Below are 23,772 nucleotides of genomic sequence, written 5' to 3' on the forward strand. Positions count from 1 at the left end.
CGACCCGTTCCCCCGGTCGGCGTGCGCGGTCGCCGGCGTCCACCGGCCCGCCGAGCCCTCCCGGTGTTCACAGGCGGACCCGGATGGTCCGGGTGGCGCTGCCGGTCAGGTCGCCGAAGTCGACCGCGAGGGTCTGCCCGGTGCGGGTCGCGGTGACCGCGGGCGGGGTGGGCCCGCGCCGTTCGGCAGGGCCATCACGGCGTCGACCGGGCATCGACATCCCGGGTGTCCCCCGCCTCCGCGCGGCGACGGGCCAGGCCGATCAGCCCGTCGAGGACGAGGAACGCGAGCAGGCTCAGGCCCAGCAGCGGGATGGCCCAGCCGACGGCGATGAGCACGAGCGGGGCCGGGATGACGAACCACAGCGGGAGCTGCTGCCACGTGCCCCGTTTGGGCGCGGCACCCAGGCGGGCCCGGCGGTCGGCGCGCGTGGGGCGGCGCTGCCACCACATGCGGTAGCCCAGCACGACCAACGTCAGGATGCCCGCGGCGAGCAGGAACAGCGCGAGCTGGTTGACCAGGCCGAACAGCACGCCCATGTGCGCCTGGATGCCCAACGTCGACAGCTTCGCCAACAACGGCCGGTCGGCGAAGTCCGCGCGGGCGGTCACCGTCGCGGTCCGGGGGTCGACCGCGACCTTGTCCAGGCGGACCGGCCAGGTGTTGTCGGTCTGCGCGGCCGTCCACGCGGTGCCGGGCGCGGCCGGCACCGCCAGCTCCAGCGGCCCGTCCAGCCCCGCGCCGCGGGCGGCGACGAGCACCCGGTCGAACGTCGCCGGGTCCACCTCGGCTCGCGGTGACCCGGTCCGGTGCTCGCCGTGCCCGTCGGAGCTCGTCGCGCCCTCGCCGCCGCCCAGGCCGGTGTCCAGGGCGGGCGCTTCCGCGTTCAACGCCGTCAAGGCCGCGCCGAAGTTCGCGCCGGCGTGGTTGGACCAGGTCAGGCCGGTGACCGACAGGAACAGCGCGCCGAGCAGGACCCAGACCCCGGTGCTCGCGTGCCACGACCGGGTCTTGCGCACGCCCTTGGCGCCCTTCTCCGGCGCGACCAGCGCCCGGACGCGGCGACGGGCCGTGCGCTGCCGGACGAGCCACAGCACCAGGCCGCCGAGCGCGACCACCCACAGCCAGCTCGCCGCCAGCTCCGAGTACAGCGCGCCCGTCTCACCGAGGTGCAGGTTCGCGTGCAGGTTGTCCAGCCACGCCGTGACCGGGGTGGACCCGAACCAGGTGGTCAGCTGCCCGTTGACCTGCGCGGTGTACGGGTCGACGTACACCGTCCGGGCGTGGTCCACCGCCAGGCCCGGCGACGAGAGCACCACGCGCGTCGTGGCGTCCGGGTCGCCCGAGAGCTGCACGCTCGTCACCACGCCGTCCGGCAGGGCGGCCTGCGCCGCCGCGACCTGCTCGGCCAGCGGGCGCGGCGCACCCGGGGCCGACGACACCTCCAGCAGGTCGCCGTAGAAGACGCGGTCGAACTGCGGCGCGAACGCGTAGAGCATGCCGGAGAGCGCCGCCACCAGCAGGAACGGTCCCACCAGCACACCGGCGTAGAAGTGCAACCGGCGCAGCAGCGGCACCACGGACACCCGGACCGGACCGGGGGCCTCCTCGGTTCGGACGGCGTCGACAGGGGGAGCGGACACGAAGCACCTCTGGTGGGGACGAAGGGAACACCTCCCCAGCAGTCGTGCGCGAGGGCCGTTTGGTTCCCGGCGAACCCGCACGAGGGCGGATCCGGGGTGCGGGAGAACCGTTCGCTCATCGCGGGAACCGGCGCCGGGTCCGGGACGACCACCTGTGCACGGGCCTTCCACGTTGAGCCCACGGCAGGACGGCGGCGGGGACCGGGCACGAGGAACCCGGTCCCCGCCGCTCCGCCCGGCAGCACCTGATCGCCGAAGTCGTCCCCGCCTCGATGTCGTACCCCCCTCGTAAGGTGTCACTCATCGTGGGTTCCCGTCACGCAGCGTGGGAACCGGGGAGGGGACGAGGGTGCTGGTCCGGGTGCAGAACGAGGCCGGGTTATCGGGTGCGGAGCGCCGGCTGGTCGAGTGGCTGGGTTCGTGGGTGGACCGCTACGCCCTGCCCGGGGTGGCGATGGTCAACTGCAACGTGCCGGGTCCCAACGGCGCGGCGCGGCAGGTCGACGCGGTGATCTGGTCCCCGCACGGCTGCGTGGTGGTGGAGGTCAAGGGCTTCACCCGCCGCCAGGACGGCGTGCTGCGCGTCCCGCTCAACGGCGGGTGGACCGTCGACGGCCACCCGGCGGCCCTGCACACCTCGGGCGAGGCCAACCCGGTCGAGCAGCTGCGCACCAACCTCTACGCGGTCAAGAACGGCCTGGAGACCGCCGGGGTGGACCCCGGTTTCGTCTCCGGCCTGGTCGTGGTCCTGCCCGCCCGCGGCGCCCGCCTCGACCTGGCCGGCGCCGTGCTGCCCACCGGCATCGAGGTCGTCCTGGCGGATGGCCAGAAACCACTGCGCCGCTACTTCCACCAGCTGGCCAAGCACCGCGCGTTCTGGGCCGCCGACGACGTCGCCGCCGCGTTCACCGCCCTGGACCTGGGCGGGTTCCTGCCCGAGCGCGCCGAACTGCTCGCCCACGGCATCCCCGACCGGATCACCCGCGACCCGCAGCCCCGCACCGCGGCCCCGAACAACCCGGGTGGGAAGAGGTTCCGGCGAACCTCCCCGACGCCGGTCACCCCACCGCGGTCCGCGCCGACGAAGCCGCCGAAGACTCCGAAGCCGCCGAAGCTTTCTCGGAGCGCCACCGCGCGGCCCCGGTCCGGACGCGCGCGCCGCTCGCGCGCGACGCCGCCGCGTCACCAGGGCACTCCCGCGTGGTCCGTCCGGCTGAAGTCCGATGCCGCGCGCACAGCGCTGATCACGCTGCTGGCCCTGGTCGCGCTCGCCGGGGCCGTGTGGCTGCTGCTGACCGTCCGCGCTACCTTCCACCCCGGCGCCCTGAACGCCTGGTGACACGATCAGTGCCACCGAGCGAGGGAGTGGTCCACCGTGCGGACCGCCGAAACCCTCCCCGTGACGGCGCCGCGAGCGATCGACACGGGAGGGAACCGGAATGGCTCTTCCCGACGTGCCGCGACGGGACCCGCTGATCGCCGCCGCGGTGCTGTGGGCGCTGGGAGGCGCCTGGTACCTGATCTCGGAGGCGGTCGCGGCGTCCGCCTTCCCGGGTTACAGCTACGCGCACGACTACATCAGCGACCTCGGCGCGGTGGGGAACGAGCCACCCGGCTCGCCCCTGGCCGCCGTCATGAACCTGGGCTTCCTGCACCAGGGGCTGCTGTTCCTGCTCGGCTCGATCTTCGCGGTCCGGGCCCTGCCGGCGAGCCGGGGGCGGTCCGCCTTCCTCGCCCTGGCGGTCGGGTACGCGGTCGGCACCGGCCTGGTGGGCGTCTTCCACAGCGGTCAGCACGGCACCGCCGCCCTCCACGGCGTCGGAGCGGTCATGGCGATCCTCGGCGGCAACCTCGCCGTGGTCGCCGTGGGCCTCCGGTTCCGCGAGCACGCCACGACCCGCCCCACGGGGACCGCCGGCGTCGTGCTGGGGATCGCCGGTATCGCCTCGCTGCTCCTGCTCGGTCTCAACATCGTGCTCGGCACGCCGGTGCTGTTCGACGACGGCACCTGGGAACGCGGCTCGGTCTACACCATCACCGCCTGGCAGTTCGTCGCCGCGACCGCCTTGCTCCCCGCCCGGCGCTCCCCCACCGGGAACGAACCCGCTCGCGGGACCACCTGAACCGGCTCCCTCCCGACGACGAGCCGGCCGACCTCGCACGCCGACTCGGCGAACGCATGACTGCCTGACCGCCCTCACCCCTCGCGCACGGCCGCAGCCGCCTGTGCGCCGAGGACGGTTCCCGGCGCACAGGTGATCACCACCCGGTCGGCGTCGACGTTCAGTACAGGAAGCTGCCGTACGGGCCGTTGAGGAGCGCGTTCTTCTGGCTCTGGTTGAAGTGGGTGTTCGGGTAGCTGTAGAAGGACGCGGACATCGGGGTGCCGTCGGTGTAGGTGGAGTCCGGCAGGCCGAACGCGTGGCCGAGTTCGTGGACCATGCCGCCGTACCAGCGGTTCATCGGTCCGTTGACGCCTGCGGCGCCGTCGGCGTCGTGCCCGGACAGGATCACCCAGCCGCCACCGCCACCGCCGCCCGCACCGGGACCCTCCGCCCTGATCTCACCGACGTTGAGCCACCGCCGGTCGGGTGCGCCGAGCCCGAGCCTGCGCAGCAGTTCCTGCTGCATGTTGAACACCGTCCACCAGTACCGCTCCGGCCCGTTGGGCGTGTTCTCGTACCAGCTGCGGACGCGTTCGCCGGTGGTCACCTCGACTACCGGGTTGTTCAGCCTGAACGTCCTGCCGAGTTCCTGCCTGTAGTAGCGCTGCGCTTCGAGCACGACCCTGGTGATGCCGTCGACGTAGCGCTGGTCGTGCGGCACGTCGGCCGGGACCAGCAGGTGCACCCGGACGGTTCCGGTCGGCGGTGCCGCCGCACCGGCAGGCGTCGCCTGCGCGGCCGAGGGGCACGTCAACGAGCCTGCGAGCAGGGCCGCCACGAACGGGACCACCACTCTGGTGAAACGTGTCATCGAATCCTCACATCCTCACTCGAACTGATGACCCCCGGCGAGGGGGTGGTTCCCGGCGCAGGGCTGGCAGATCCGCACGACGTGCCCGACAGCGCAGGTCCGGTCACGCCGTGGATACGGCTGCCGACGTCCACCGGGGTCTCATGTCGGCCTCGGACCGCCACGGCTCCGGCGGTGGCGAAACACCGGGGCGCCCGGTGACGTCGGCGTCGTCCCGAGCCTCCTCGGGTGGGCCCGACCAGGACGGCCTCGACCACCCCCTCAGACCATGACAGTCGAAAACCTTTTCGGCAACGATGTGGACCGATCGAACGACGCACGTGCAGAGCAGCGTTGATCTGCTACTACAGTGGAACTCCGGTTCAAGGAGCTTCGAAAGGGTTTCGATGGGCAGGCAGCGGTCGACCTCGCCGACCCTCAACGACGTGGCCAAGCTGGCCGGTGTGTCGATCTCCACCGCCTCGAAGGCGCTCAACGGTCGCGACGAGGTGGCACCCGCCACGCGGGCCCGCGTCCTCAACGCCGCCACCCGGCTGTCGTTCCAGCCGAACGCCCTGGCGCGCGGCCTGATCTCGGGCCGCACCCGCACCATCGGCCTGCTGACCGACGAACTCGGCGGCCGGTTCTCCATCCCGGTCCTGCTCGGGGTGGAGAACGCGTTGGCCAACGAGCAGATGTCGGTGCTGCTGTGCGACGCGCGCGGTGACGCGATCCGCCGCCGCCACTACATCGGCACCCTGCTCTCCCGCCAGGTGGACGGGTTCATCGTGCTGGGCGACGACAACGACCTGCGCCCCTCGCTCACCCGGGACATCCCGGTGCCCGTGGTCTACGTCTACGGCGAGTCCGAGGCCCCCGAGGACCTGTCGGTGCTGGCCGACGACGAGGGCGGCGCCCGGCTGGCCGTGGAGCACCTGGTGTCGCTGGGCCGGCGGCACATCGGCCACATCACCGGCCCGCAGACCTACCGGGCCGCCCGCGACCGCGTCACCGGGACGCGCCGGGTGCTGACCGAGCACGACCTGACCATGGCCGGCGGCGGGCCGCTGCACGGGCAGTGGACGCAGCGGTGGGGCCGGCACGCCGCGCGCGTGCTGCTGGCCACCGCGCCCGAGGTCGACGCCGTCTTCTGCGGCAACGACCAGATCGCGGTGGGCGTCGCCGACGCGCTGCACGACCTGCGCAAGCGCGTCCCCGAGGACGTGGCGATCGTCGGCTACGACAACTGGGAGGAGTTCGCCACCGACTGCCGACCGCCGCTGACCACGGTGGACCTCGACCTGGAGGACCTGGGCGCCGCGGCGGCCCGCCTGCTGCTCGAAGCCCTGGACGGGCCGCAGCCGAGCGGTGTGGTCCGGCACCCGTGCCGGCTGGTGGTGCGCGAGTCCACCGCGCCGGCCACCACGTGACGGCGGTGGCGGGGCACCGGTCCACGCACCTCCGGCTCACCGATGGCCGATCAGCCCGACCGCGGGGACGCCGCCGCCGTCCGGGACGACGCTCGGCACCGGCTCCCCCGCGGCCGCTCAGACCGCGGGCAACCAGACCCGCATGGTCGACGGCCCCCGGTTCGCCCACGCGTGGTAGGGCACCAGCGGCACGTCCTCGAACCCGGGTGCCCCGGCCGGCGCCGGGTCGTGCCGGTACGGCCAGCCGGGCTCCGGGAGTGCCACCCGCGTGCAGCGCACGACGACCCGCCCGTCGACCTCCCTCGGCGGCACCGCCGGGTCGACGCGCAGGTGGTCGACGGCGTCGAGGCCGGGCACGTCCACCGACTCCACCGCGAGCACCAGCGGCCCCCGCTCCACCGCCACGCACCCGCGCACCGCGTCGATCCTCGGGTCCGGGTGGGTGAACCGGGGCGCCATCGGCAGGCGCAGCACCACCTCGTCGCCGCGCCGCCACGACCGCCGCTCGGCGACCACGCCGGGACCGACCGGCCTGGTCGTCCCGCCGACGGTCAGCGTCGCGCCGTCGCGCGCCCAGCCGGGCACCCGCAGCGACAGGGTCCAGGGGCGCTCGTCGTCGCCGTCGACGCGCACCCGGACCTCGCCGTCCGCGGGGTACCTCGTGGTCACGACCAGGCGGACGCCCCGGCCGCCGGGCAGTCCACCCTCGACGGTGCCCGCGGCGTACTGGTGCAGCTGGACGCCCTCGTCGTCCGACGTGGCCACGTAGGCGGCCAGCGAGGCCAGGGTGCGGGCGAGGTTGGTCGGGCAGCAGGACACCTCGAACCACGGGGCCCGCAGCGAGGACGAGGCCCTCGGGCTGGGCTCGTCCGCGGCGGGGACCGCGCCCAGCTCGCGGCGGTGCAGGGTGTTGGCGTAGAAGAACGCCCGACCGTCGGCGGACGGCGAGGTCGAGACCACGTTGAACAGCGTCCGCTCGATGAGGTCGGCGTAGGCCGGGTCGCCCTCGGCCAGCAGCAGCCGCCACGCGAGCATCACCGAGCCGACGCCCGCGCACGTCTCGGAGTAGGCGCGGTCCGGCGGCAGCGCGAAGTCCTCGGCGAACGCCTCGTCCTGGTGCCGCGCCCCCATGCCGCCGGTGAGGTACGTGCGCGCGGCCACCGTGTGCCGCCACTGCCGGGCGACCGCGGCGAGCAACACCTCGTCACCGGTCTCGGCGGCCAGGTCCACCTGACCCGCGGCCAGGTAGACCGCCCGCACGGCGTGCCCGCGGAACACGCGCGCCTCGCGGGCCGGGACGTCGTCCTGGAAGTACTCGCGGCCGAACTCGACCTCGTCGAGCACGTGGTGGCCGCGACGCTCGACGAAGAGCCTGGCCTGCTCTAGGTACCGCCGCTCGCCGGTGACCCGGTACAGCTCCACCAGCGCGGGCTCGATCTCCGGGTGCCCGTCGACGGTGGCCCGCCCGTCCGGCCCGAACACCGCGCACACCAGGTCGGCGGCCCGGCGCGCGACCCGCACCAGCAGGTCGTCGGGGTGGCCGGTGCGGGCCCGCGCGACCGCGGCCTGGACCAGGTGCCCGACGCAGTACAGCTCGTGGCCCATCTCCGGGTCCGACCACCGCGGCGCCTGGCCGGGCCTGCCGAACCTCGTGTTGAGGTAGCCGTCGGGTTCCTGGGCGGCGGCGACCCGGACCACGATCGCGTGGAACCGGTCCTCCAGCCCCTGGTCGGGCTCCCGGTCCAGCTCCCAGGCCATCGCCTCCAGGAGCTTGTAGACCTCGCTGTCGGAGAACTCGCGGCCGCGCCGGTCCGCGGGCAGCCGGCCCGTGCGGGCGGCGTCGAAGTTGCCCAGCCACCCGGTCCGCTCCACCCAGTGCTCGACGTGCGGCAGGACCGCCCGCCGGTTGCGCTCCTGGAACTCCCCCCAGTGCCCGCCGGTGAGCCGCACGTCCCGGGTGCCGAGCGGCCGCAGCCGCGCGCGGCTCGGGACCACCGGGCGACCCCCGGTCGGGGTGTCGTGCGCCTGGACCTCGCGTGCCGGGGTGCCGGGCGCCGAAGCCTCGTGCGTCGGGATGCCGGGCGTGTGCGCCTCGTCGAGGCCAACGGTTTCAGGAGTCATCATTCAGCCTTTGAGCGCGCCGGACATGAACCCGCGGACGTACTGCCGCTGGAGGACGAGGAAGAGGAAGACGCAGGGCACGGCCAGCACGACCACGCCGGCCTCGGTGGCGCCGTAGTCGATGACCCCCATGACCTGCTGGCGGAGGTTGGCGACCGCCAGCGGCAGCGGCACCTTGTCCGAGTCGCTGATCAGCACCAGCGGGGTGATGAAGTCGTTCCAAGCCGCCAGGAAGGCGAACAGCCCGACCGTCACCAGTCCCGGTCGGACGGCGGGCAGCAGCACGCGGCGCAGGGCCGCGAAGGTGCCGCAGCCGTCGACGAACGCGGCCTCCTCCAGCTCCTTGGGCAGCGCCTCGAACGAGATGCGCATCATGAACGTGGCGAACGGCAGCTGGAACATCGTCAGCACCAGCGCCAGTCCGACCAGCGAGTTCTGCAGGCCCAGCGCGTTGAGCAGCACGTAGAGCGGGATGAGCAGGGTCGCGTAGGGGACCATGAGGATCGCCAGCGTCACCAGGAACAGCAGGTCCTTGCCGGGGAAGTCGAACCGGGCGAACGCGAAGCCGCCCAGCAGCGCGATCGTGAGCGTGAAGACCACCGTGAGCCCGGAGACGACCGCGCTGTTGAGCAGGTACCGCCAGATCCCCGCCTGGTAGTCCACGAGCGTGCCGTAGTTGGCGAAGCCCCAGCCGTCGGCCTGCGCCGTGCCCGCCTGCGGGGAGACCGACGCGACCGCCGCCCACACCATCGGGAACAGGAACAGCAGCGCCAGGCCGCCGGTCAGCACGTAGTAGGGCGTGCGCACGACGAAACCCGGCAGCGAGGTGCCCCGGCCGTCGCGCGCGGGCCGGACGGGGCGGGTGTCGGGCGTGGTGCCCATCAGGCGTCCTTCCCGCGCAGCCAGCGGAACTGCCCGAGGTTGAGGACCAGCAGCGCCACCAGCACGATGATCGACAGGGCGGCGGCCAGGCCGAGGTCGTTGCCGCCCTGGAACGCGGCGTTGTAGATGAGCTGGACGATGGTCATCGTGCCGTTGTCCGGTCCGCCCTTGGTGAGGATGTAGAACTGGTCGAACGCCAGCAGCGACCCGGTGACGCAGAGGATCGCGCACATCGCCAGCGAGGACCGCAGCAGCGGCAGCGTGATCCTGGTGAACCGCTGCCACCGGTTGCAGCCGTCCAGCTCGGCGGCCTCGTAGACGTCGGCGGAGATGCCCTGGAGCGCCACGAGCAGCAGCAGCGTGTAGAAACCCGCGAAGCGCCAGACGATCAGGCCGACCGTCGACCACAGCGCGGCGTCGGGGGTGCCCAGGAACGACACCGGGCCGTCGGCCAGCCCGACGTCGCGCAGCACCTCGCCGAACGGACCGCTCTGCGGCGAGTAGAGCGCGTAGAACAGCAGCGACGCCGAGGCCAGGCCCAGCGCGCCGGGCACCAGCACGGCCGTGCGCAGGAACCCCGTCCACCGGGTGGACTCCTGCACCAGCAGCGCCAGGACCAGGGACAGGCCGATCAGGATGACGGTCGTGATCACCGTGTACTTCACGGTGAACCGGACCGCGGGCCAGAACAGCCGCAGGTCGACGGCGTCGGTGAAGTTGTCCGGGAAGTCGACCCCCCGGTTGCCCGCGAACAGGCCCCAGTCCGAGATCGACATCCGGCCGACGAGCAGCACGGGCACGGCGAAGAACAGGGTGACGAACAACGCGGTCGGCGCGGCGTAGGCCCAGCCGGTCAGGCTCCGGCGGGACCTGGCGGAACGGCGGCGCGGCGGCGCGGGGACGGTCTGCTCCGGTGGACGGGCGGGGGCGCGCTTGAGGGAGGTGGGCATGGCGTCCTCGACTCTGGAGACGGCCTCTGGGGGACGGCGGGGAGGGGCGCCTGCCGGGTCGGGCGCCACGGGCGCGGCCTACGGGCTCAGGGCCTCCGAGACCGCGGCGTTGTCCTCCGCCAGGCTGTCCCCGCCCCCGAACACCTGGTTGCGCAGCAGCGTCACCCAGGGGCTCCCGGCGGCGTTGAACGCCTGCTGGAAGTTCACCGCCACCGGCGTCCGGCTGTCCGGGGCCGCGGCGACCTCGTTGATCACCCGCAGGCGGGGGTCGTCGCGGACGTGCTCGTTGTCCGCGAGGTCGGCGCGGGCGACCGAGCTGTTGTTGGCCGCCAGGACGCCGACCTGCGCCTCCTCCGACATCAGCCAGGCCAGGAAGTTCCACGCCTGCGCGGCCTTCTCCGAGTCCTTCGAGATGCCGATCCCGTCACCGCCGACGAAGGTCGAGCCGCCGCCGTCGACGCCGGGAATCGGGGCCACGCCCACGTCGACCGTCTTGTCCGCCGTGGCCAGCAGGGTCGCCGGGTACGGCATGACGCCGATCTTGCCCCGCTGGAACGCCGCCACCCAGCTGGCGCCCGTCTCGTCCCGGCTGGCCGGGTCGACCGCGCCCGAGGTCCACAGGTCGCGCCAGGTGCCGTAGAGCTGCTTGGCCGAGGGGCTGTCCAGGCCGCTCTCGGCGCCGCCGGCGGGCAGCGGGTCGTCACCGGAGGCCCACATCGTGGGGAACCAGGTGAAGACGTTGCAGCCGCCGCAGTTGCCGCCGAAGGAGGTGCCGTGGACGCCCTCCTGGTCCAACCCCTGCACGGCCTTGGCGTGCTCGGCGAACTCCGCGAGCGTCGAGGGGCCCTTCTCCGGGTCGAGCCCGGCCTCCCGGTAGAGCGCCTTGTTCCAGAACATCACCGACAGGTCGAGCACGAACGGCAGGACGTGCCGCCGGTCCGCGCGGGTGCCCGCGTCGAGGTGCCCCCGGTTGATCTCGTCGGCGTGCGGCAGCCGCTCGACCTGCTCGCTGATGTCGGCGAACAGCCCGGCCTCCGTCCAGTTCGGGACGTAGACGATGTCGGCCGCGAACAGGTCGGGGAGGTCCCCGCTGCCCGCGGCGGCGCCGACCCGGGAGACGTAGTCGTCGTTGGGGGTGATGGTCAGCTGGACCTCGTTCTCGTGCGTCCTGTTGTACGCCTCGACCAGCATGTTGGCCTGGAACTCCAGCGGGGCCCGGGTCCACAGGGTCAGCGTGGTGCCGTCGTCGACCCCCTCGGCGCCGCCCGCCGCGACGTCGGTGGAGGAGCCGCCGCCCGAACCGCCGCAGGCGGTGAGCGCGGCCGTGGTGACGACGGCCGCCGCGACGGCGACGAGACGCCGGTGCCGGCCGCGCGTTCGCGTTCTGGTCATGGGTTGTTCTCCCGGTGTGTGGACTGTCCTCGGTGCTTCCGAAAGCGCTCTCACCCGACGGGGTCCCGGCCGTAGGCCGCCGCGTGCTCCTCCGTCACCGCCTGGCCGTCGACGACGCCCGTGGCGGTGACGGTGGCGGTGCCCGCGGCGACGGACCCGGCCCGGGTGTCGAAGGACTGGTGCGCCGACGTGCCCGGGGCGACGTCCGCGACCGTCCGCGACCCGTGCGCCGTGGTGATCTCGACGGTGAGGGGCACGTCGCCGGTGTTGACCGCGGTGACGGAGACGTGCGCGGTGGCGCCGACGCGCCGGGTGCCCGCCTCGACGCGGACGCCGAAGCGCGTGGTGGACAGCTCGCGGGCGGCGGCGGCCGCCTTGGTCACGACCTCGTCCCGCTCGGCCCGGGTGAACGCGCCCGCGGCCGCGAAGGCGTCGGCGAGCGCCGTGACCGCGGCGACGAACCGGGGGTGGTCGGCGAACGGCGCCCGGTCCCAGAGCAGGTCCAGGAACGTCGGGCCGTCGGTGCCCGGCGAGGGGACGCCCTCGACCGGGACGTCGTAGCGCGGCAGGCCGTCGTCGCGCTTGCGGTTGGGCACGCCGGTGTCGACGGAGCCGAAGACGACCGTCGGTTCGACCCGGCGGAAGTACGACGACGCGGCCCGGCCGTCGCCGATGTGGTACGGGCGCAGGGTGAGCCCGCCCGCCCGGAACGTCGGGTCGCCGGCCGCGGTGACCGCGTCGGCCGTGATCGCGGCGCGGGCGTAGTCGCCGTCCCGCTTGAGGTGGCGGTACAGCGACAGCTCCGGGAACGCCCCGCCGCCCGGGTCGCCCAGGACCTGGAGCAGCAGCGGTCCCCAGAAGACCGCCTGGGTGTCGGGCCGGTCCACGGCCCGCTCGACCCGGAGGCTGAACGGCATCCGGATCTCGACCACGTCGCCGCGGCGCCAGTCGCGGCTCAGCGTCACGTACGTGCCCGGCCGCGCGTCGAGCTCCCGCGCCCGACCGTTGACGGTGACGAAGAACCCGCGTCGCGCCCAGGCGGGCACCCGGAGCACGAGGTCCAGCCCGCCCGTGCCGTCGACGGTGAGCTTCGTGCTGTCCCGGCGCGGGAAGGCGGTCTCCTGGGTGACGGTGAAGCCCCTCTCGGCCCAGGTGAGCGTGGCGGGGACGTAGAGGTTGACCCACAGCGCGCTGTCGTCCGCCGAGCGGAAGAAGACGGTTTCCTGGTACTTCGTGTGGTTCTCCAGGCCGGTGCCGCCGCAGCACGTCCCGGTGTTGCCGAAGCCGCGCGCGGTGCCCGGCCCCACGGGCTGGAAGTAGGTCACCTGCGGGTCGGCGGTGCTCGTCGTGTCGGCCCGCGACCCGGCGATCATGTTGAACAGGCCGCGCTCGTAGTAGTCCACGTACGCCGGGTCGTGCTCGTGCAGGAACAGGTTGCGGGCCAGCTTGAGCAGGTTGTACGTCGTGCAGGTCTCCGCGCCGCTGGTGGCGGCGGCGTTGGCGACGTTGCCGCGGTTCTGGAACAGCTCCAGGTTGTTGTTGGAACCCGGGTAGTTGCCGCCCACGCCGCCGTGGGCGAACGCGCGGTGCGGGACGACCATGCCGAAGAAGTTCCTCGCCGCGGTGAGGTACTCCGGCCCGCCGCCCCGCTCGTAGACGCTGAGGTACCCGACGAACTGCGGCACGTGCGTGTTGGCGTGCAGCCGTTCGGGGCGGCGGCGGCCGGGGCGGTCCTGCGGCGTGACGACGAGGATGTCCCGGTTCTCCAGGCAGGCGCCGAACAGCGACTCGCGGTTGTCGAAGCACCTGGCGGTCACCAGGTGCCTCGGGTCGCCGGTGAGGTGGCCGATCTCCGGGAAGACCTCGTTCGCGCCGCCGAACTCGCCGCCGATGTAGAGGTCCCACATGCGGTTGAGGTCGTCGCGCGTCAGCGGGCCCGCGTAGTCGGGGTGGCCCTGGTCGCCGACGGTCAGCGCCAGGTGGGCCCAGTCCGCCATCCTCGTCACGACGTGGAGGGCCTGGGCGTTGCCGGTGTGGTAGTACGCGTCGAGCAGACCGCGCATGATCCTGTGCTGGGTGTACCAGGGCGCCCAGGTGTTGGTCTGGGCGTTGCCGCCGTAGACGGCCCAGCGCGGCGGGCCGAGGCGCAGCACCGCGTCCTCGGGGATCGCGCCGAGGTAACCGGGGAAGGTCGGGACCCAGTCCGCGGTGCCGCCGGAGGAGGCGACCACGACGCCCGCGTCCCGGTTGTTGGGCGAGGCGTCCTCCAGCGTCGTGCCCCCGGTCTCGTCGAACCGGTACCACGCGATGCCGCCGCCACCGGTGGTCCCGGCCGGGGAGTCCACCAGGGACCGCACCTCGGCCCCGGTCAGCGCCCGGTCGAAGACGTGGAACTCGTCGACCGCCGCGTCCAGGCAGGGGTCGCCGTACTGCGATCGCCCGATCCACCGGTTCCCGGGGTTGCCCAGGTGGGACGGGTTCAGCGTCATGGTCGCGTTGGACCCGACCGGCCTGCCGTCGACGTACAGGGTGCCGGTCGTGCCCGCCAGGGTCACCGCGAGGTGCGCCCACCGGCCGGTGGGCAGCGCCGAGGTGCCGTCGATCCGCTGCTCACCACCCGAGCCTCCGGTGGTGATGGCGAAGCGCGGCACGTTGCCGACCACGCCCGCTCGCGGGGTCAGGAACATGTTGGCGGTGGTGCCCTGGCCGAAGTCGAACAGCCTGCTCCAGTCGGTGGGGGAGGCGAGGTTGACCCAGGAGGCGATGGTGAAGTCGGTGAGCTGGTTGACCGCCTCCTGCGGCAGCGTGCAGAACTGCGCCCGGCTCGTCCCGTTGAGCTTGAGCGCGGTGCCGAACCGGCCCGGCACCCGGCCGATCAGGGGAGCGGGCTGTTCCCCGCCGCCACCCGGCGCGGAGTCGATGCGCGCGGTGATCGCCGCCTGGCACGCGGCCAACTCCGCCACCACCCAGTCCGATTTCTGCCGGTAGACCGCCTCTCCCCCGTCGGCGTGGGCCTGGGCGAGGGCGGTCAGGTAGTGGCCGGCCCAGTGACCGCTGAGCAACCCCCCGTCCTCCCAACCACCCGGCACGGCGACCCCGGACGGGTTCGGCCTGCCCGCCTGGTCGTTGAAGAGCACGAGGAAACGCCGCTCGTCGTAGGCCCGCAGGAACGCCTTGGTGCGGTCCCGCTTCTCGCTCAGCAGGCCGGTTCCCAGCCGCACGTCGCGCAGCGGGAACGGGCGCACGGGCGCCGTCCCGCCCGGACCGGCCTGGGGTGGCGCCGCCACCGGTGCGGCGACGGCCTCGGGGCGGGTGCCCGGCAGCACCCCACCGGCGACGGTGGCGGTGCCGACCACGGAGGCGTGGAGGAACAGGCGGCGGCTGAACGGAACCCCGGTGGGTTCGGCCATCGGAAGCGTCCCTTCTCGCGGAGCGGGTGGTCCTTGCCCTGCGGCCGACCGCGCTGCTCAGCCGGCGGCTGCGTCTGCGACACCGGCTGCGACCGGGGCTGCGACCGGGGCTGCGGCTACGGCCGCGACTACGGCTGCGACCGCCGTGCCGGCTCGGGCCTGACGCGGCGGTGGACTGCGGAGCACCCGGCTGGCCAAGCGGCACCGCCCTTCAGGCGGAAGGCGTTCGAAATCCTTTTCGGGATCGTGGCAACATGTTCCACCGATGTCAATGATCCATTTTCGCCGGTGGTGGGGCTGCGGGCGCACGTACGACCCCTCACCGGCACGCTCACCGGACCGAAAAGTTTTCGACCCGGACGCGCCCCGGCAGCACGACCCGCCTCCGTTCCCGGACGCGCAAGTATCGATATGAGGGCTTCGACCATTCCTCGTCTCGTCGTTCGTTGCTTGACTTCAGGCGTGGCCGCACCGACCACCAACCCGGAGAGGTGACCGCATGACCATCGCTCATCCGCCGAAGCCCGGCACCGCGCTGTGGGTGTACGCGCACCCGCGCCGCGAATCGCTGAACGGCCACCTGCTCCAGGCCGGGACCAAGGCGCTGTCCCAGCGCTACGAGGTGGCGGTCTCGGACCTCTACGGCCAGGGCTTCGACCCCGTGCTGTCGGAGCGCGACCTCGGGGAACCGCCGGGGCGCCCGGGGAACATCGCCGAGCTGGCCGGGGAAGCCCACGCCCGCGGGCAACTGCCCGCCGAGGTCCGGGAGGAGCAGGCCAGGCTCGCGGCGGCGGAACTGCTCGTCCTCCAGTTCCCGCTGTGGTGGTACGGGCCGCCGGCGATCCTCAAGGGGTGGTTCGACCGGGTGCTGACCAGCGGTTTCGCCTACGGCGACCTCGACCCCGAACTGGGCGTGCCCCGCCGGTACGGCGATGGCGGGCTGGTCGGGCGCAGGGCGCTGGTCGTGGTCACCGCCGGTGAGGACGAACGCTCCATCGGGCGGCGCGGGATCAGCGGCGACCTCGACTCCCTGCTGTTCCCGCTCACCCACGGCGTCCTGTGGTACGTCGGGACCGAGGTGCTGGACCTGCACGTGGTCCACGACGCCGACGCGCTCGACCCCGAGGCCGTCGAACAGCAGGTCGAGCGCCTGGTCACCAGGATCGACGGCCTCGCGACCGAACCCGCCCGGCGGTTCCGGCGCCTGCGCGACGGCGACTACCGGGGCACGCGCGCGCTGCGGGAGGACCTGATGCCGGGCCGCACCGACCTGGGGATCCACCTGGCCGAGGACGACCGACCCAGGTGAGCCCGCCCCGTCCGCGACGGTGCTCCACGGGTCAGCGGGTGCGTTCGTAGTGGCGGCGTGCTTTTTCGCGGTTGCCGCAGACCGCCATCGAGCACCAGCGGGCGCGGTTGGCGCGGCTGCGGTCGAGCAGGAACAGCCGGCACTCGTCGTTGGCGCAGGCGCGCAACCGGCCGGGGAACCGCTCCTCGGCGGCGGCCCAGGCGAGGACCGCCTCGACGGCCAGTCGGGCGTGCGGCGGGGTTTCGAGCGTCCACCGAAGACCACCCGACGTGAACCCCGGCACCCGGCGGACCCCTTCGAGCAGGGGCCCCAGCGCCGCGGGCGGGCTTCCCCCGCGCACCACGTCCCCCAGGACGTCGCGCGCCCGGCGCAGCAGCGCCAGTTCCTCGGGGCTGCCGTCGCCACCGCGCTCCCGCGCCCAGCGCCCGCCCCCGGCCGGGTCACCGAGCGCGTCCCGCTCCTCGCCGTCGACCAGCGGCCTGCTGTTGAGCAGGTCCAGCAGCAGGTCCATCGGCCCCCCCCTCTAACCGGTTCGCCCCCTTTGACAGGTTAGCCCACCCCGTGCTTGCATGGCGACGGACTAACCGGATCAAGTGTTCAAAGGGGTTAGAAACGAACCCGGTGCACCACCGGACCGCGACCATCGACGGCCACGAGATCTTCTACCGCGAAGCCGGCCCCGCCGACGCCCCCGCGATCGTCCTGCTGCACGGCTACCCGACCAGCTCGTTCATGTTCCGCCACCTCATCCCGCTGCTGGCCGGCGATCACCACGTCATCGCGCCGGACCACCTCGGCTTCGGCCACTCCGCCGCTCCCCCCGCCGAGGAGTTCGCCTACACCTTCGACGCCCTCGCCCGCCTCGTCTCCGGGTTGCTCGACCACCTGGGCCTGGACCGCTACGCCCTCTACGTCCAGGACTACGGCGCCCCCGTCGGGTGGCGCCTCGCCCTCGACCACCCCGAGCGGATCTCCGCCGTCGTCACCCAGAACGGCAACGGCTACGAGGACGGCTTCGTCGAGTCGTTCTGGACCGACCTCTGGGCGTACGGGGCGAACCCCGGTCCCGACACCGAACCCGCTGTGCGCGCCGCGCTGGGCCTCGACGCCATCCGTTGGCAGTACCTGCACGGCGTGCCCGACCCGAGCCTGGTCAGCCCGGACACCTGGGAGCACGACTTCGCCCTCGTCTCGCGCGAGGGCAACGACGAGGTCCAGCTCGCGCTGTTCCGCGACTACCGGAACAACCGCCCGCTCTACCCGCGGCTGCACGAGTTCCTGCGCACCGGCGACGTCCCGGTGCTCGCCGTGTGGGGCCGCAACGACGAGATCTTCGGCCCGGCGGGCGCGCGGGCCTTCGCCCGCGACGCCGAGGACGCGGAGGTCCACCTGGTCGACGGCGGCCACTTCCTGCTGGAGAGCCACCTGGACGTCGTCGCGGGTCACCTGCGCGGATTTTTGGGGCGGGTGTCCGGGTAGGTCGTGTGGCGCGCAGTGATGCCTCTCCGGTGCGCGCCACTCACAAGTGGACAGTCGTTGTGCCGACAGGTGAACGCGGTCGCGGGTCGGTTGTCCCGCTCGTGCGGCTGTGCTGTGTTGGGAGGTGTTCGCCCGTCGAGCAGCGGGAGGTTTCGGTGATCGAGGCACCGGTCCGCGATCCGATCACGCGCCTGCTCACCCCGGAGGCGTTGCGGCACCCGGCCCTGGCGTGGGAGCCGTTCCACCGCCGCGAGGGCCTGTGGTGGAGCGACGTGCTCGACCCCTGGCCGGCCGGTGGCTCGACGGGCCCGCGCGCGACCGCGGCGTGACCGCCTACCTGGCCGCTCACCGCGCTCCCGACCGGGTGACCGACACGGTCCTGCGCAACTCGCTGCGCGTGGTCCTGCACTCGGGTCACGAGTCGACCGCCAGGCTGCTCGGCAACGCCCTGCCGGCCTGCCTGGACTCCCCCGGCTCCCTGGACGCCCTGGCCGGTGGCGTGACCGACACCGCGCTGCACGAACTCGTGCGGTGCGCCGGACCGGTCCAGGCCGAAGCCCGCGGGTGCGTCGAGGACACCGAGGTCAACGGGAACCCGGTCCGGCGCGGCGAGGTCGTCACCGTCCTGATCGCGGCGGCCGACCGGGACCCGCGCGCCTTCACCGACCCGGACGCCCTGCGCCTGGACCGCCACCCGAACCCGCACCTGGCCTTCGGGCGCGGCCCGCACGCCTGCCTGGGCGCTCCCCTCGCCCTGCTGGTGACCCGCCTGGCGCTCGGCGCCCTGGCCCGCCACCACCGACGACCCCGGCCGGTCGGCGAACCCGTGTTCCGCCGCAACGCCACGCTGCGCGGCCTCGACCGGCTCGACCTGGCCTGGGGCTGACACGCGAGCCCGCGGTTCGGCGGAGGGAGGAGGACGTCATGCGTCACCTGCACTGAACCGACACCGTACGGCGGTGCCCGTCGCGCAGTTCGGCAACCGGCACCGCGCCGTGCCCGGCGGCCGGTCCGCCGGTCGCGTCGCCGGACCCCCGTCGAACAGCCCGGCGTCGTCCGGTGGTCCCGGGTGGCCGGCGCCGCACGTCCGGACCCCCACCGGCGGAGGAGCGCCCCGCCACCCGGTGCGGGGCGGCGAGGCGTCCCGGTCCGGTCTCAGCCTCGCCACTCGCTGGGGCGACCGGTCCTTCGGGTCCACTCGCTGGGGCGGCCGGTGCGGGGGGACTTGAGGTTGTCGATCACGGTGATCTCCCTGGTGGGTGACGGATGTTCCCTGGTCGTGTCCCCCGACCAGCCCCTGACACTGCGTTACCGGTCAGTTACAGTCGATTGTCCTGTGGAGGGATCGGGGGTAGAGCGTGAGTCGGCTGGACCCACGCCGTTGGGCTCTATGGTCGCTGCCCGGCGGCGTGCTGGCATACGTGGTCGCCGTTCAGGTGATCGCGTACGCCGTCCTGCTCGCCACCGCTGTGACTACCCCGGTCTCGACGCGGTCGTGGACGTGGTTGGGCGTGCTGGTGGTGGCCTCGGTCATCCACCTGGAGGCGGCCCAGGGCATCGAGCGGGTCCGGGAGCTCGCCGCGGAGGGCACCCCGTACACCCACCTGCAATCGGTGTGGTTCTTCGCCGGGGTGCTGCTGCTGCCCGTGCCGTTGCAGGCGGTGCTGATCGGCGCGTCGTTCGCCCACGAGTGGCTGCGGGTCTTCCGGCGCCGGGCGGTGCCCCACCGCAAGGTGTTCTCCGCGTGCACCGTGCTGCTGGCCACCGCGGGCGCGACCCTGGCGCTGGCCGCGTTCTACCCCGGCGTCGACCCCGGCCAACCGCTGGTCACGGCGCTGGACGGGCCGCGCGGTGTGGTCGCCCTGGTGCTGGCGGGGCTGATCTACCGGCTGGTGAACTACGCGCTGGTGGTCGGCGCGATCATCGCCACCAACCCCGACGAGCCCGCGCACCGGGCGCTCGGCCCGGCCTCGGACCAGCTGCTCATCGCCGCGGCCGTCGGGTTGGGCTACGCCGTGACGGTGGTCATGGTGCACCAGCCCTGGACCGCGCCGCTGCTGCTGGTCACCGTCCTCGCGCTGCACCTGGGCCTGCTGCTGCCGCAGTTCCGGGCGGCGGCCCGCACGGACGGCAAGACCGGACTGGTCTCCGCGCAGTGGTGGCACGACCAGGCCGCCGCCGAGCTCGAACGCGCCCGCCGGCTGGGCGGCCCGGTCGGCGTGCTGATGCTGGACCTCGACCGCTTCAAGCGCATCAACGACCGCTTCGGGCACCTGGCCGGGGACGAGGTGCTGCGCGCGGTGGCCGAGGCCGTCCGCCGCGAGGTGCGGGGCACCGACCTGGTCGGCCGCTGGGGCGGTGAGGAGTTCGCGGTGCTGCTGCCCGGCGTGGACGCCACGGGCGCGACGAGGACCGCCGAACGCATCCGGGCCGCTGTCTCCGTGCTCCACGTGACCGCCCGCGACCACACCGGCCAGGACGTCGTCATCACCGGCTTGAGCCTCTCGGTGGGCGCCGGGGCGTTCCCCACCACCGCCACGACGGTGACCGACCTGCTGCTGGCCGTCGACGCCGCCCTCTACGAGGCCAAGGACCACGGCCGCGACCAGGTCCGCGTCGCCGGCGCCGGCACGGCCTGAAGGACGCGCGCCACGTGACCGGGGAACGGCACGGCACGGCCGGGTACCGGGAGGTCTTCGCCCTGCGCGCGTTCCGGGCGCTGTTCACCGCCCACGTGGTCTCGGTGGTCGGCGACCAGCTCGCCCGCGTCGCGCTGGTCGTGCTGGTCTACGACCGCACCGGCTCCGCCGCCCTCTCCGCCCTGGCCTACGCGTTGACGTTCCTGCCCGCGCTGGTCGGCGGCCCGCTGCTCGCCGGGCTGGCCGACCGCTACCCGCGGCGCACCGTGATGATCACCGCCGACCTCGTCCGCGCCGCCGTCGTCGCGGCCATGGCCTGGCCCGGCCTGCCCTGGCAGGCGGTGTGCGCGCTGCTCGTCGTGGTCCAGCTGGCCGGCGCCCCGGCCGTGCCCGCGCGCTCGGCGCTGCTGCCCGCGCTGATCCCCGACTCGGCCGTGATACGCACCGGCATCGCCGCCCTGTCCACCGTCACCCAGCTCGGCCAGGTCCTGGGCTTCGCCGTCGGCGGCGTCCTGGTCGCCGCCCTCGGCCCCGGCGGCGCGCTCCTGCTCGACGCCGCCACCTTCGGCGTCTCCGCGCTGCTGGTCGCGGCGTTCGTGCCGCCGGTCGCCGTCGCGGGCCCGCACGCCCTCGGGTGGTGGGAGCGGGTGCGGGCGGGAGCGGGCGTGGTGTGGCACGACCGGCGCCTGCTGGTCCTCGTCGGCTACGCCGCCCTCTCCGGCACCTACATCGTCGGCGAAGCCCTCGCCGCCCCCTACGCGGCCCACCTCGGCGGCGGCCCGGCCGTCGTCGGCGTCCTGTTCGCCGCCTACTCCGCCGGCTGCGCCGCGGCCTCGCTCGCCGTCGCCGCCCTGCCCGAGTCCGTCCAGCTCCGGCTGATGCCGCTGCTGGCCGTCGGCACCGGTGTGCCCCTGCTGGGCTGCCTGGCCGATCCCCCGCTCCCCGTGGTCGTGGGCCTGTTCGCGCTGTCCGGCGCCGCCTCCGGCTACCACGTCGTGGCGCAGCCCACCTTCGTGCTGCGCACACCCGACGCCCACCGCGGCCAGGCCGTCGGCTTCGCCATCACCGCCATGCAGACCGCCCAGGGCATCGGCATCACCCTCGGCGGCCTGGCCGCCGAACGCACCGCACCGCACCTCGTCACCGGTGCGGCCGGGGGCGTCGGCGTCGTGGCGGCCCTGGTCCTGGCGGCGCGGTGGCGAGCGGTTCAGCGCCGGGCGTGATCCCCCGGGAACGGGTCCCGCTGAGCAGCATGGGCCGATCCGACCGACGGGATCTTCGCCGGGAGTGAAGAGCCGCCGTGCCGCACCCACCTCCGCCGCCGCACCCGCGGGTGACACCCGGGGCGGCGCCGTGATCGTGATCACCGGCGGCGCACGGGGGGTGGGAGCCGCGACCGCGCGGCTGCTGCGCGAGCGCGGGCGAACGGTGGTCACGGTGGACGTGCTGGACGGCGCCGACCGGACGCTGGACGTGCGGGACGCGGTGGCGTTGGCGCGGCTCGTCGACGAGCCGGGCGCCGTGGACGTGTGGATCGACAACGCGGGCGTCCTGCCGTTCGGCAGGTTCACCGATCACGAGGCCGAGGTGATCGACGCGGTGATCGACGTCAACTACCGGGCGCTGGTGCACGCGTGCCGCCTGGTGGTGCCCGGCATGGTCGCGCGGGGCCGAGGTCAGGTGGTCAACATCGCGAGCATCGCGGCCGTCGAACCGGTCCGCGGCATGGCCGTCTACAGCGGGACGAAGGCGGCGGTGCCGGCGTTCTCCGAGTCCTTGCGCCGTGAACTGCGGGGCACCGGCGTGGCCGTGTCGGCCGTCCTGCCCCCGTTCGAGGCAACCGTGACGACGAGGGACTTCCGCCCGCTGATGCCGGTGATCACCGCGGAACGCGTCGCGCACGCCGTCGTCCGCGTGCCGGCGACGCGCAGCGCCGCGGCGGGCGTGCCACGGGGGGGTGGGCGCGGCGCTGCGGCTGTACGCGGTCCTGCCGCGAGCCCTCCCGGGCCAGGCTCGACCGCGTCGCCGGGGCCTGGCAACCGTAGGACCCCGACGAAACCGGCGGTGGCGCACTTCGACGACGGCCGAGCCGAGCAGGACGGCCACGCCCCAGATCCACGGCGCACACCCGGGCCCGACCCGGGTGGCACCGGTCGCCGCGTTGCCCGCCAGTGCGATGAGGACGATGGTGACCACCGACGGCCGCCTCACGCCATCCCCCCATCAGGATCCGGGCAGGTGTGCGGCAGTGTGCCAACCTCCGCCATCCGGCCGGCGCGGTTCCGCCGGCGGTCACCCGGCCGCGCAAGGCCCTTACGCCCTACGCGCACACTCCGGCAGACGATGGCGCGCTGCGCACTGAGCCGTACGGCTTTGCGAACGCCACGGTCGGCCCACAGGGCGTCCAGGTCGGTCGCCGCACGGCCCACAGGGCGTCCGGGTCGGTCGCCGCCCGGCCCGTCAGCCGCGGTAGTGGTCGGCCAGGGCGGCGAAGGCGGCCTTGGGTTCCCAGGTCATGTCGGGGTAGGTGTGGCCGTGGCCGTGTTCGAGGACTTTGACGATGCCGAGACTGGCCAGGTCGAGGTCGCGACGGGGATCGTCGGGGCGGTGGGGGAAGTTGTAGAGCGCGAACAGGTGCACGAAGGCGCTGTCCACGCCCTCCTCGTCGAAGACCTCCAGCAGCTCGCGCAGGTAGGTGGCCTGGCCGGGCTCGTCGCGGAGGTAGTCCCCGTTCAGCCCGACCGGCCGACCGGCCGCGTCGTGCTCGACGATCTCCATGCTGCGCGGGGCGACGTCGCCCGCCCCGCGCCAGGTGGCCGTGCCGAAGCCGGTGATCGCGACCGGTTTTCCCGACGCCACGAGGGTGTGCACGCCTTCCCGGAACCGGTCGGCCACCTCGGCGGATCGGATGAGTTCGACCGACATGAGGTCGAAGCGCGTCCAGTCGACGCGCTCGAACGGCACGCAGGCGTAGGTGACCCTCCCCCCGAAGTGCTCGCGGACCGCGGCGACGGCACGGCCGAGGAAGTCGTCCAGGCGGGCGCTCGCCCCCGCGATCCGCTCGGCCCGGCCGGCCGGCTCGCCCAGCAACCGGCCGAGCCGCTCTTCGAGGGTGTCGCCGGGCAGGAACTCCCGGTTCATGATGGTCAGCTCGACGCCGGTGACGAACACGACCTCCGCGCCCGCGCGCCGGACCCGTTCCGCCCGCCGCGCGCAGTCCGTGAGCAGCGCCAGCGCCTCCGCGGTCGTCAGGTTCAACGGGTAGGGCGAGAACCAGACCTCCAGCCCGAGTTCAGCGGCCTGGCGGGCGGCCTGTTCCAGCCGCTGCGGGACGCCGCCGATGAGCTGCACGGCGGTGCAGTGCAGGTCGTCGCGGATGATGGCCAGTTCCCGCCGCACCACGTCGAGGTCGAAGTTTTCGCGGGAGAGCTCTCCGTCGAGGAGCAGGCCGGTGTCGTAGGCGATGCCTTTGGCGCGCATGGATCCGATCCCTTCGCATCGGGGTGTGAGGGCCCGAGACTAGGGATGAAAAGTGCGTGCGCGCAAGTTTGCGTGTACGCGC

19 protein-coding genes and 1 pseudogene are annotated in these 23,772 nt (G+C 73.6%); 10 read left to right on the forward strand and 10 right to left on the reverse strand.

Annotated features, from left to right (window positions below; genetic code table 11):
* Positions 1-67 precede the first annotated feature (67 nt).
* On the reverse strand, positions 68-214 hold the full coding sequence (locus Q5530_RS26795; protein ID WP_415365536.1) for a hypothetical protein: 147 nt from the start codon (positions 212-214) through the stop codon (positions 68-70).
* Complete coding sequence (locus tag Q5530_RS26800; protein ID WP_415365537.1) at positions 195-1,643, reverse strand: PepSY-associated TM helix domain-containing protein; 1,449 nt, start codon at positions 1,641-1,643, stop codon at positions 195-197. The genes Q5530_RS26795 and Q5530_RS26800 overlap by 20 nt, the downstream gene beginning before the upstream one ends.
* Positions 1,644-1,968: 325 nt before the next feature.
* On the opposite strand from Q5530_RS26800, the gene Q5530_RS26805 reads away from it, so the two are divergent.
* Together Q5530_RS26805 and Q5530_RS26810 are read left to right on the forward strand one after the other, a co-directional pair.
* Positions 1,969-2,982, forward strand: a complete 1,014-nt coding sequence (locus Q5530_RS26805; RefSeq protein WP_415365538.1) for a nuclease-related domain-containing protein — start codon at positions 1,969-1,971, stop codon at positions 2,980-2,982.
* 100 nt (positions 2,983-3,082) lie between these two features.
* Positions 3,083-3,766 (forward strand): DUF998 domain-containing protein, encoded by a 684-nt coding sequence (locus tag Q5530_RS26810; RefSeq protein ID WP_415365539.1) that lies wholly within the window; start codon positions 3,083-3,085, stop codon positions 3,764-3,766.
* A gap of 160 nt (positions 3,767-3,926) precedes the next feature.
* Here the strand turns inward: Q5530_RS26810 and Q5530_RS26815 are convergent, their stop codons facing one another.
* Positions 3,927-4,619 carry a hypothetical protein gene (locus Q5530_RS26815; RefSeq protein WP_415365541.1) on the reverse strand — a complete coding sequence of 231 codons (693 nt, stop codon included), beginning with the start codon at positions 4,617-4,619 and terminating at the stop codon, positions 3,927-3,929.
* 386 nt (positions 4,620-5,005) lie between these two features.
* On the opposite strand from Q5530_RS26815, the gene Q5530_RS26820 reads away from it, so the two are divergent.
* Entirely contained in the window at positions 5,006-6,028 is a 1,023-nt protein-coding gene (locus Q5530_RS26820) for a LacI family DNA-binding transcriptional regulator (protein ID WP_415365542.1), read from the forward strand.
* Between the two features lie 117 nt (positions 6,029-6,145).
* Here Q5530_RS26820 and Q5530_RS26825 read toward each other — a convergent pair whose 3' ends face one another.
* From Q5530_RS26825 to Q5530_RS26845, 5 genes are all read right to left on the reverse strand, one after another.
* A complete protein-coding gene (locus Q5530_RS26825) occupies positions 6,146-8,149 on the reverse strand; it encodes a glycoside hydrolase family 127 protein (RefSeq protein WP_415365544.1) in 2,004 nt (667 codons plus the stop codon).
* A 3-nt stretch (positions 8,150-8,152) separates the two neighbouring features.
* Positions 8,153-9,031 (reverse strand): carbohydrate ABC transporter permease, encoded by an 879-nt coding sequence (locus Q5530_RS26830; RefSeq protein WP_415365545.1) that lies wholly within the window; start codon positions 9,029-9,031, stop codon positions 8,153-8,155.
* On the reverse strand, positions 9,031-9,981 hold the full coding sequence (locus Q5530_RS26835; protein WP_415365546.1) for a carbohydrate ABC transporter permease: 951 nt from the start codon (positions 9,979-9,981) through the stop codon (positions 9,031-9,033). The genes Q5530_RS26830 and Q5530_RS26835 overlap by 1 nt, the downstream gene beginning before the upstream one ends.
* Before the next feature lie 78 nt (positions 9,982-10,059).
* Positions 10,060-11,373 (reverse strand): ABC transporter substrate-binding protein, encoded by a 1,314-nt coding sequence (locus Q5530_RS26840; RefSeq protein ID WP_415365548.1) that lies wholly within the window; start codon positions 11,371-11,373, stop codon positions 10,060-10,062.
* A 50-nt stretch (positions 11,374-11,423) separates the two neighbouring features.
* Positions 11,424-14,783: a beta-L-arabinofuranosidase domain-containing protein gene (locus Q5530_RS26845; protein ID WP_415365549.1), complete on the reverse strand. Its 3,360-nt coding sequence runs from the start codon at positions 14,781-14,783 to the stop codon at positions 11,424-11,426.
* Between the two features lie 499 nt (positions 14,784-15,282).
* Between Q5530_RS26845 and Q5530_RS26850 the strand changes: the two genes are divergently transcribed.
* The gene (locus Q5530_RS26850) at positions 15,283-16,092 is read left to right on the forward strand and encodes an NAD(P)H-dependent oxidoreductase (RefSeq protein WP_415365550.1); all 810 of its coding nucleotides are present in this window, start codon (positions 15,283-15,285) and stop codon (positions 16,090-16,092) included.
* A gap of 31 nt (positions 16,093-16,123) precedes the next feature.
* On the opposite strand, the gene Q5530_RS26855 is transcribed toward Q5530_RS26850, so the two are convergent.
* Positions 16,124-16,603 (reverse strand): CGNR zinc finger domain-containing protein, encoded by a 480-nt coding sequence (locus tag Q5530_RS26855; protein ID WP_415365551.1) that lies wholly within the window; start codon positions 16,601-16,603, stop codon positions 16,124-16,126.
* 110 nt (positions 16,604-16,713) lie between these two features.
* On the opposite strand from Q5530_RS26855, the gene Q5530_RS26860 reads away from it, so the two are divergent.
* The 6 genes and pseudogenes from Q5530_RS26860 to Q5530_RS26885 form a co-directional block, all read left to right on the forward strand.
* Complete coding sequence (locus tag Q5530_RS26860) at positions 16,714-17,571, forward strand: alpha/beta fold hydrolase (protein WP_415365552.1); 858 nt, start codon at positions 16,714-16,716, stop codon at positions 17,569-17,571.
* A 155-nt stretch (positions 17,572-17,726) separates the two neighbouring features.
* Entirely contained in the window at positions 17,727-17,900 is a 174-nt protein-coding gene (locus Q5530_RS26865; RefSeq protein WP_415365553.1) for a hypothetical protein, read from the forward strand.
* On the forward strand, positions 17,897-18,457 hold the full coding sequence (locus Q5530_RS26870) for a cytochrome P450 (RefSeq protein ID WP_415365555.1): 561 nt from the start codon (positions 17,897-17,899) through the stop codon (positions 18,455-18,457). The genes Q5530_RS26865 and Q5530_RS26870 overlap by 4 nt, the downstream gene beginning before the upstream one ends.
* A gap of 523 nt (positions 18,458-18,980) precedes the next feature.
* Complete coding sequence (locus tag Q5530_RS26875; protein WP_415365556.1) at positions 18,981-20,210, forward strand: diguanylate cyclase; 1,230 nt, start codon at positions 18,981-18,983, stop codon at positions 20,208-20,210.
* Between the two features lie 14 nt (positions 20,211-20,224).
* A complete protein-coding gene (locus tag Q5530_RS26880; protein WP_415365557.1) occupies positions 20,225-21,433 on the forward strand; it encodes an MFS transporter in 1,209 nt (402 codons plus the stop codon).
* A gap of 136 nt (positions 21,434-21,569) precedes the next feature.
* Positions 21,570-22,064, forward strand: a pseudogene (locus Q5530_RS26885) (SDR family NAD(P)-dependent oxidoreductase); the annotation flags it as partial.
* A gap of 606 nt (positions 22,065-22,670) precedes the next feature.
* On the opposite strand, the gene Q5530_RS26890 reads toward Q5530_RS26885, so the two are convergent.
* Positions 22,671-23,690 (reverse strand): hypothetical protein, encoded by a 1,020-nt coding sequence (locus Q5530_RS26890; RefSeq protein WP_415365558.1) that lies wholly within the window; start codon positions 23,688-23,690, stop codon positions 22,671-22,673.
* Positions 23,691-23,772 lie beyond the last annotated feature (82 nt).

The sequence above is a fragment of the Saccharothrix sp. BKS2 genome (genome assembly GCF_047689505.1).
GTDB classification, from domain to species: domain Bacteria; phylum Actinomycetota; class Actinomycetes; order Mycobacteriales; family Pseudonocardiaceae; genus Actinosynnema; species Actinosynnema lopnurensis.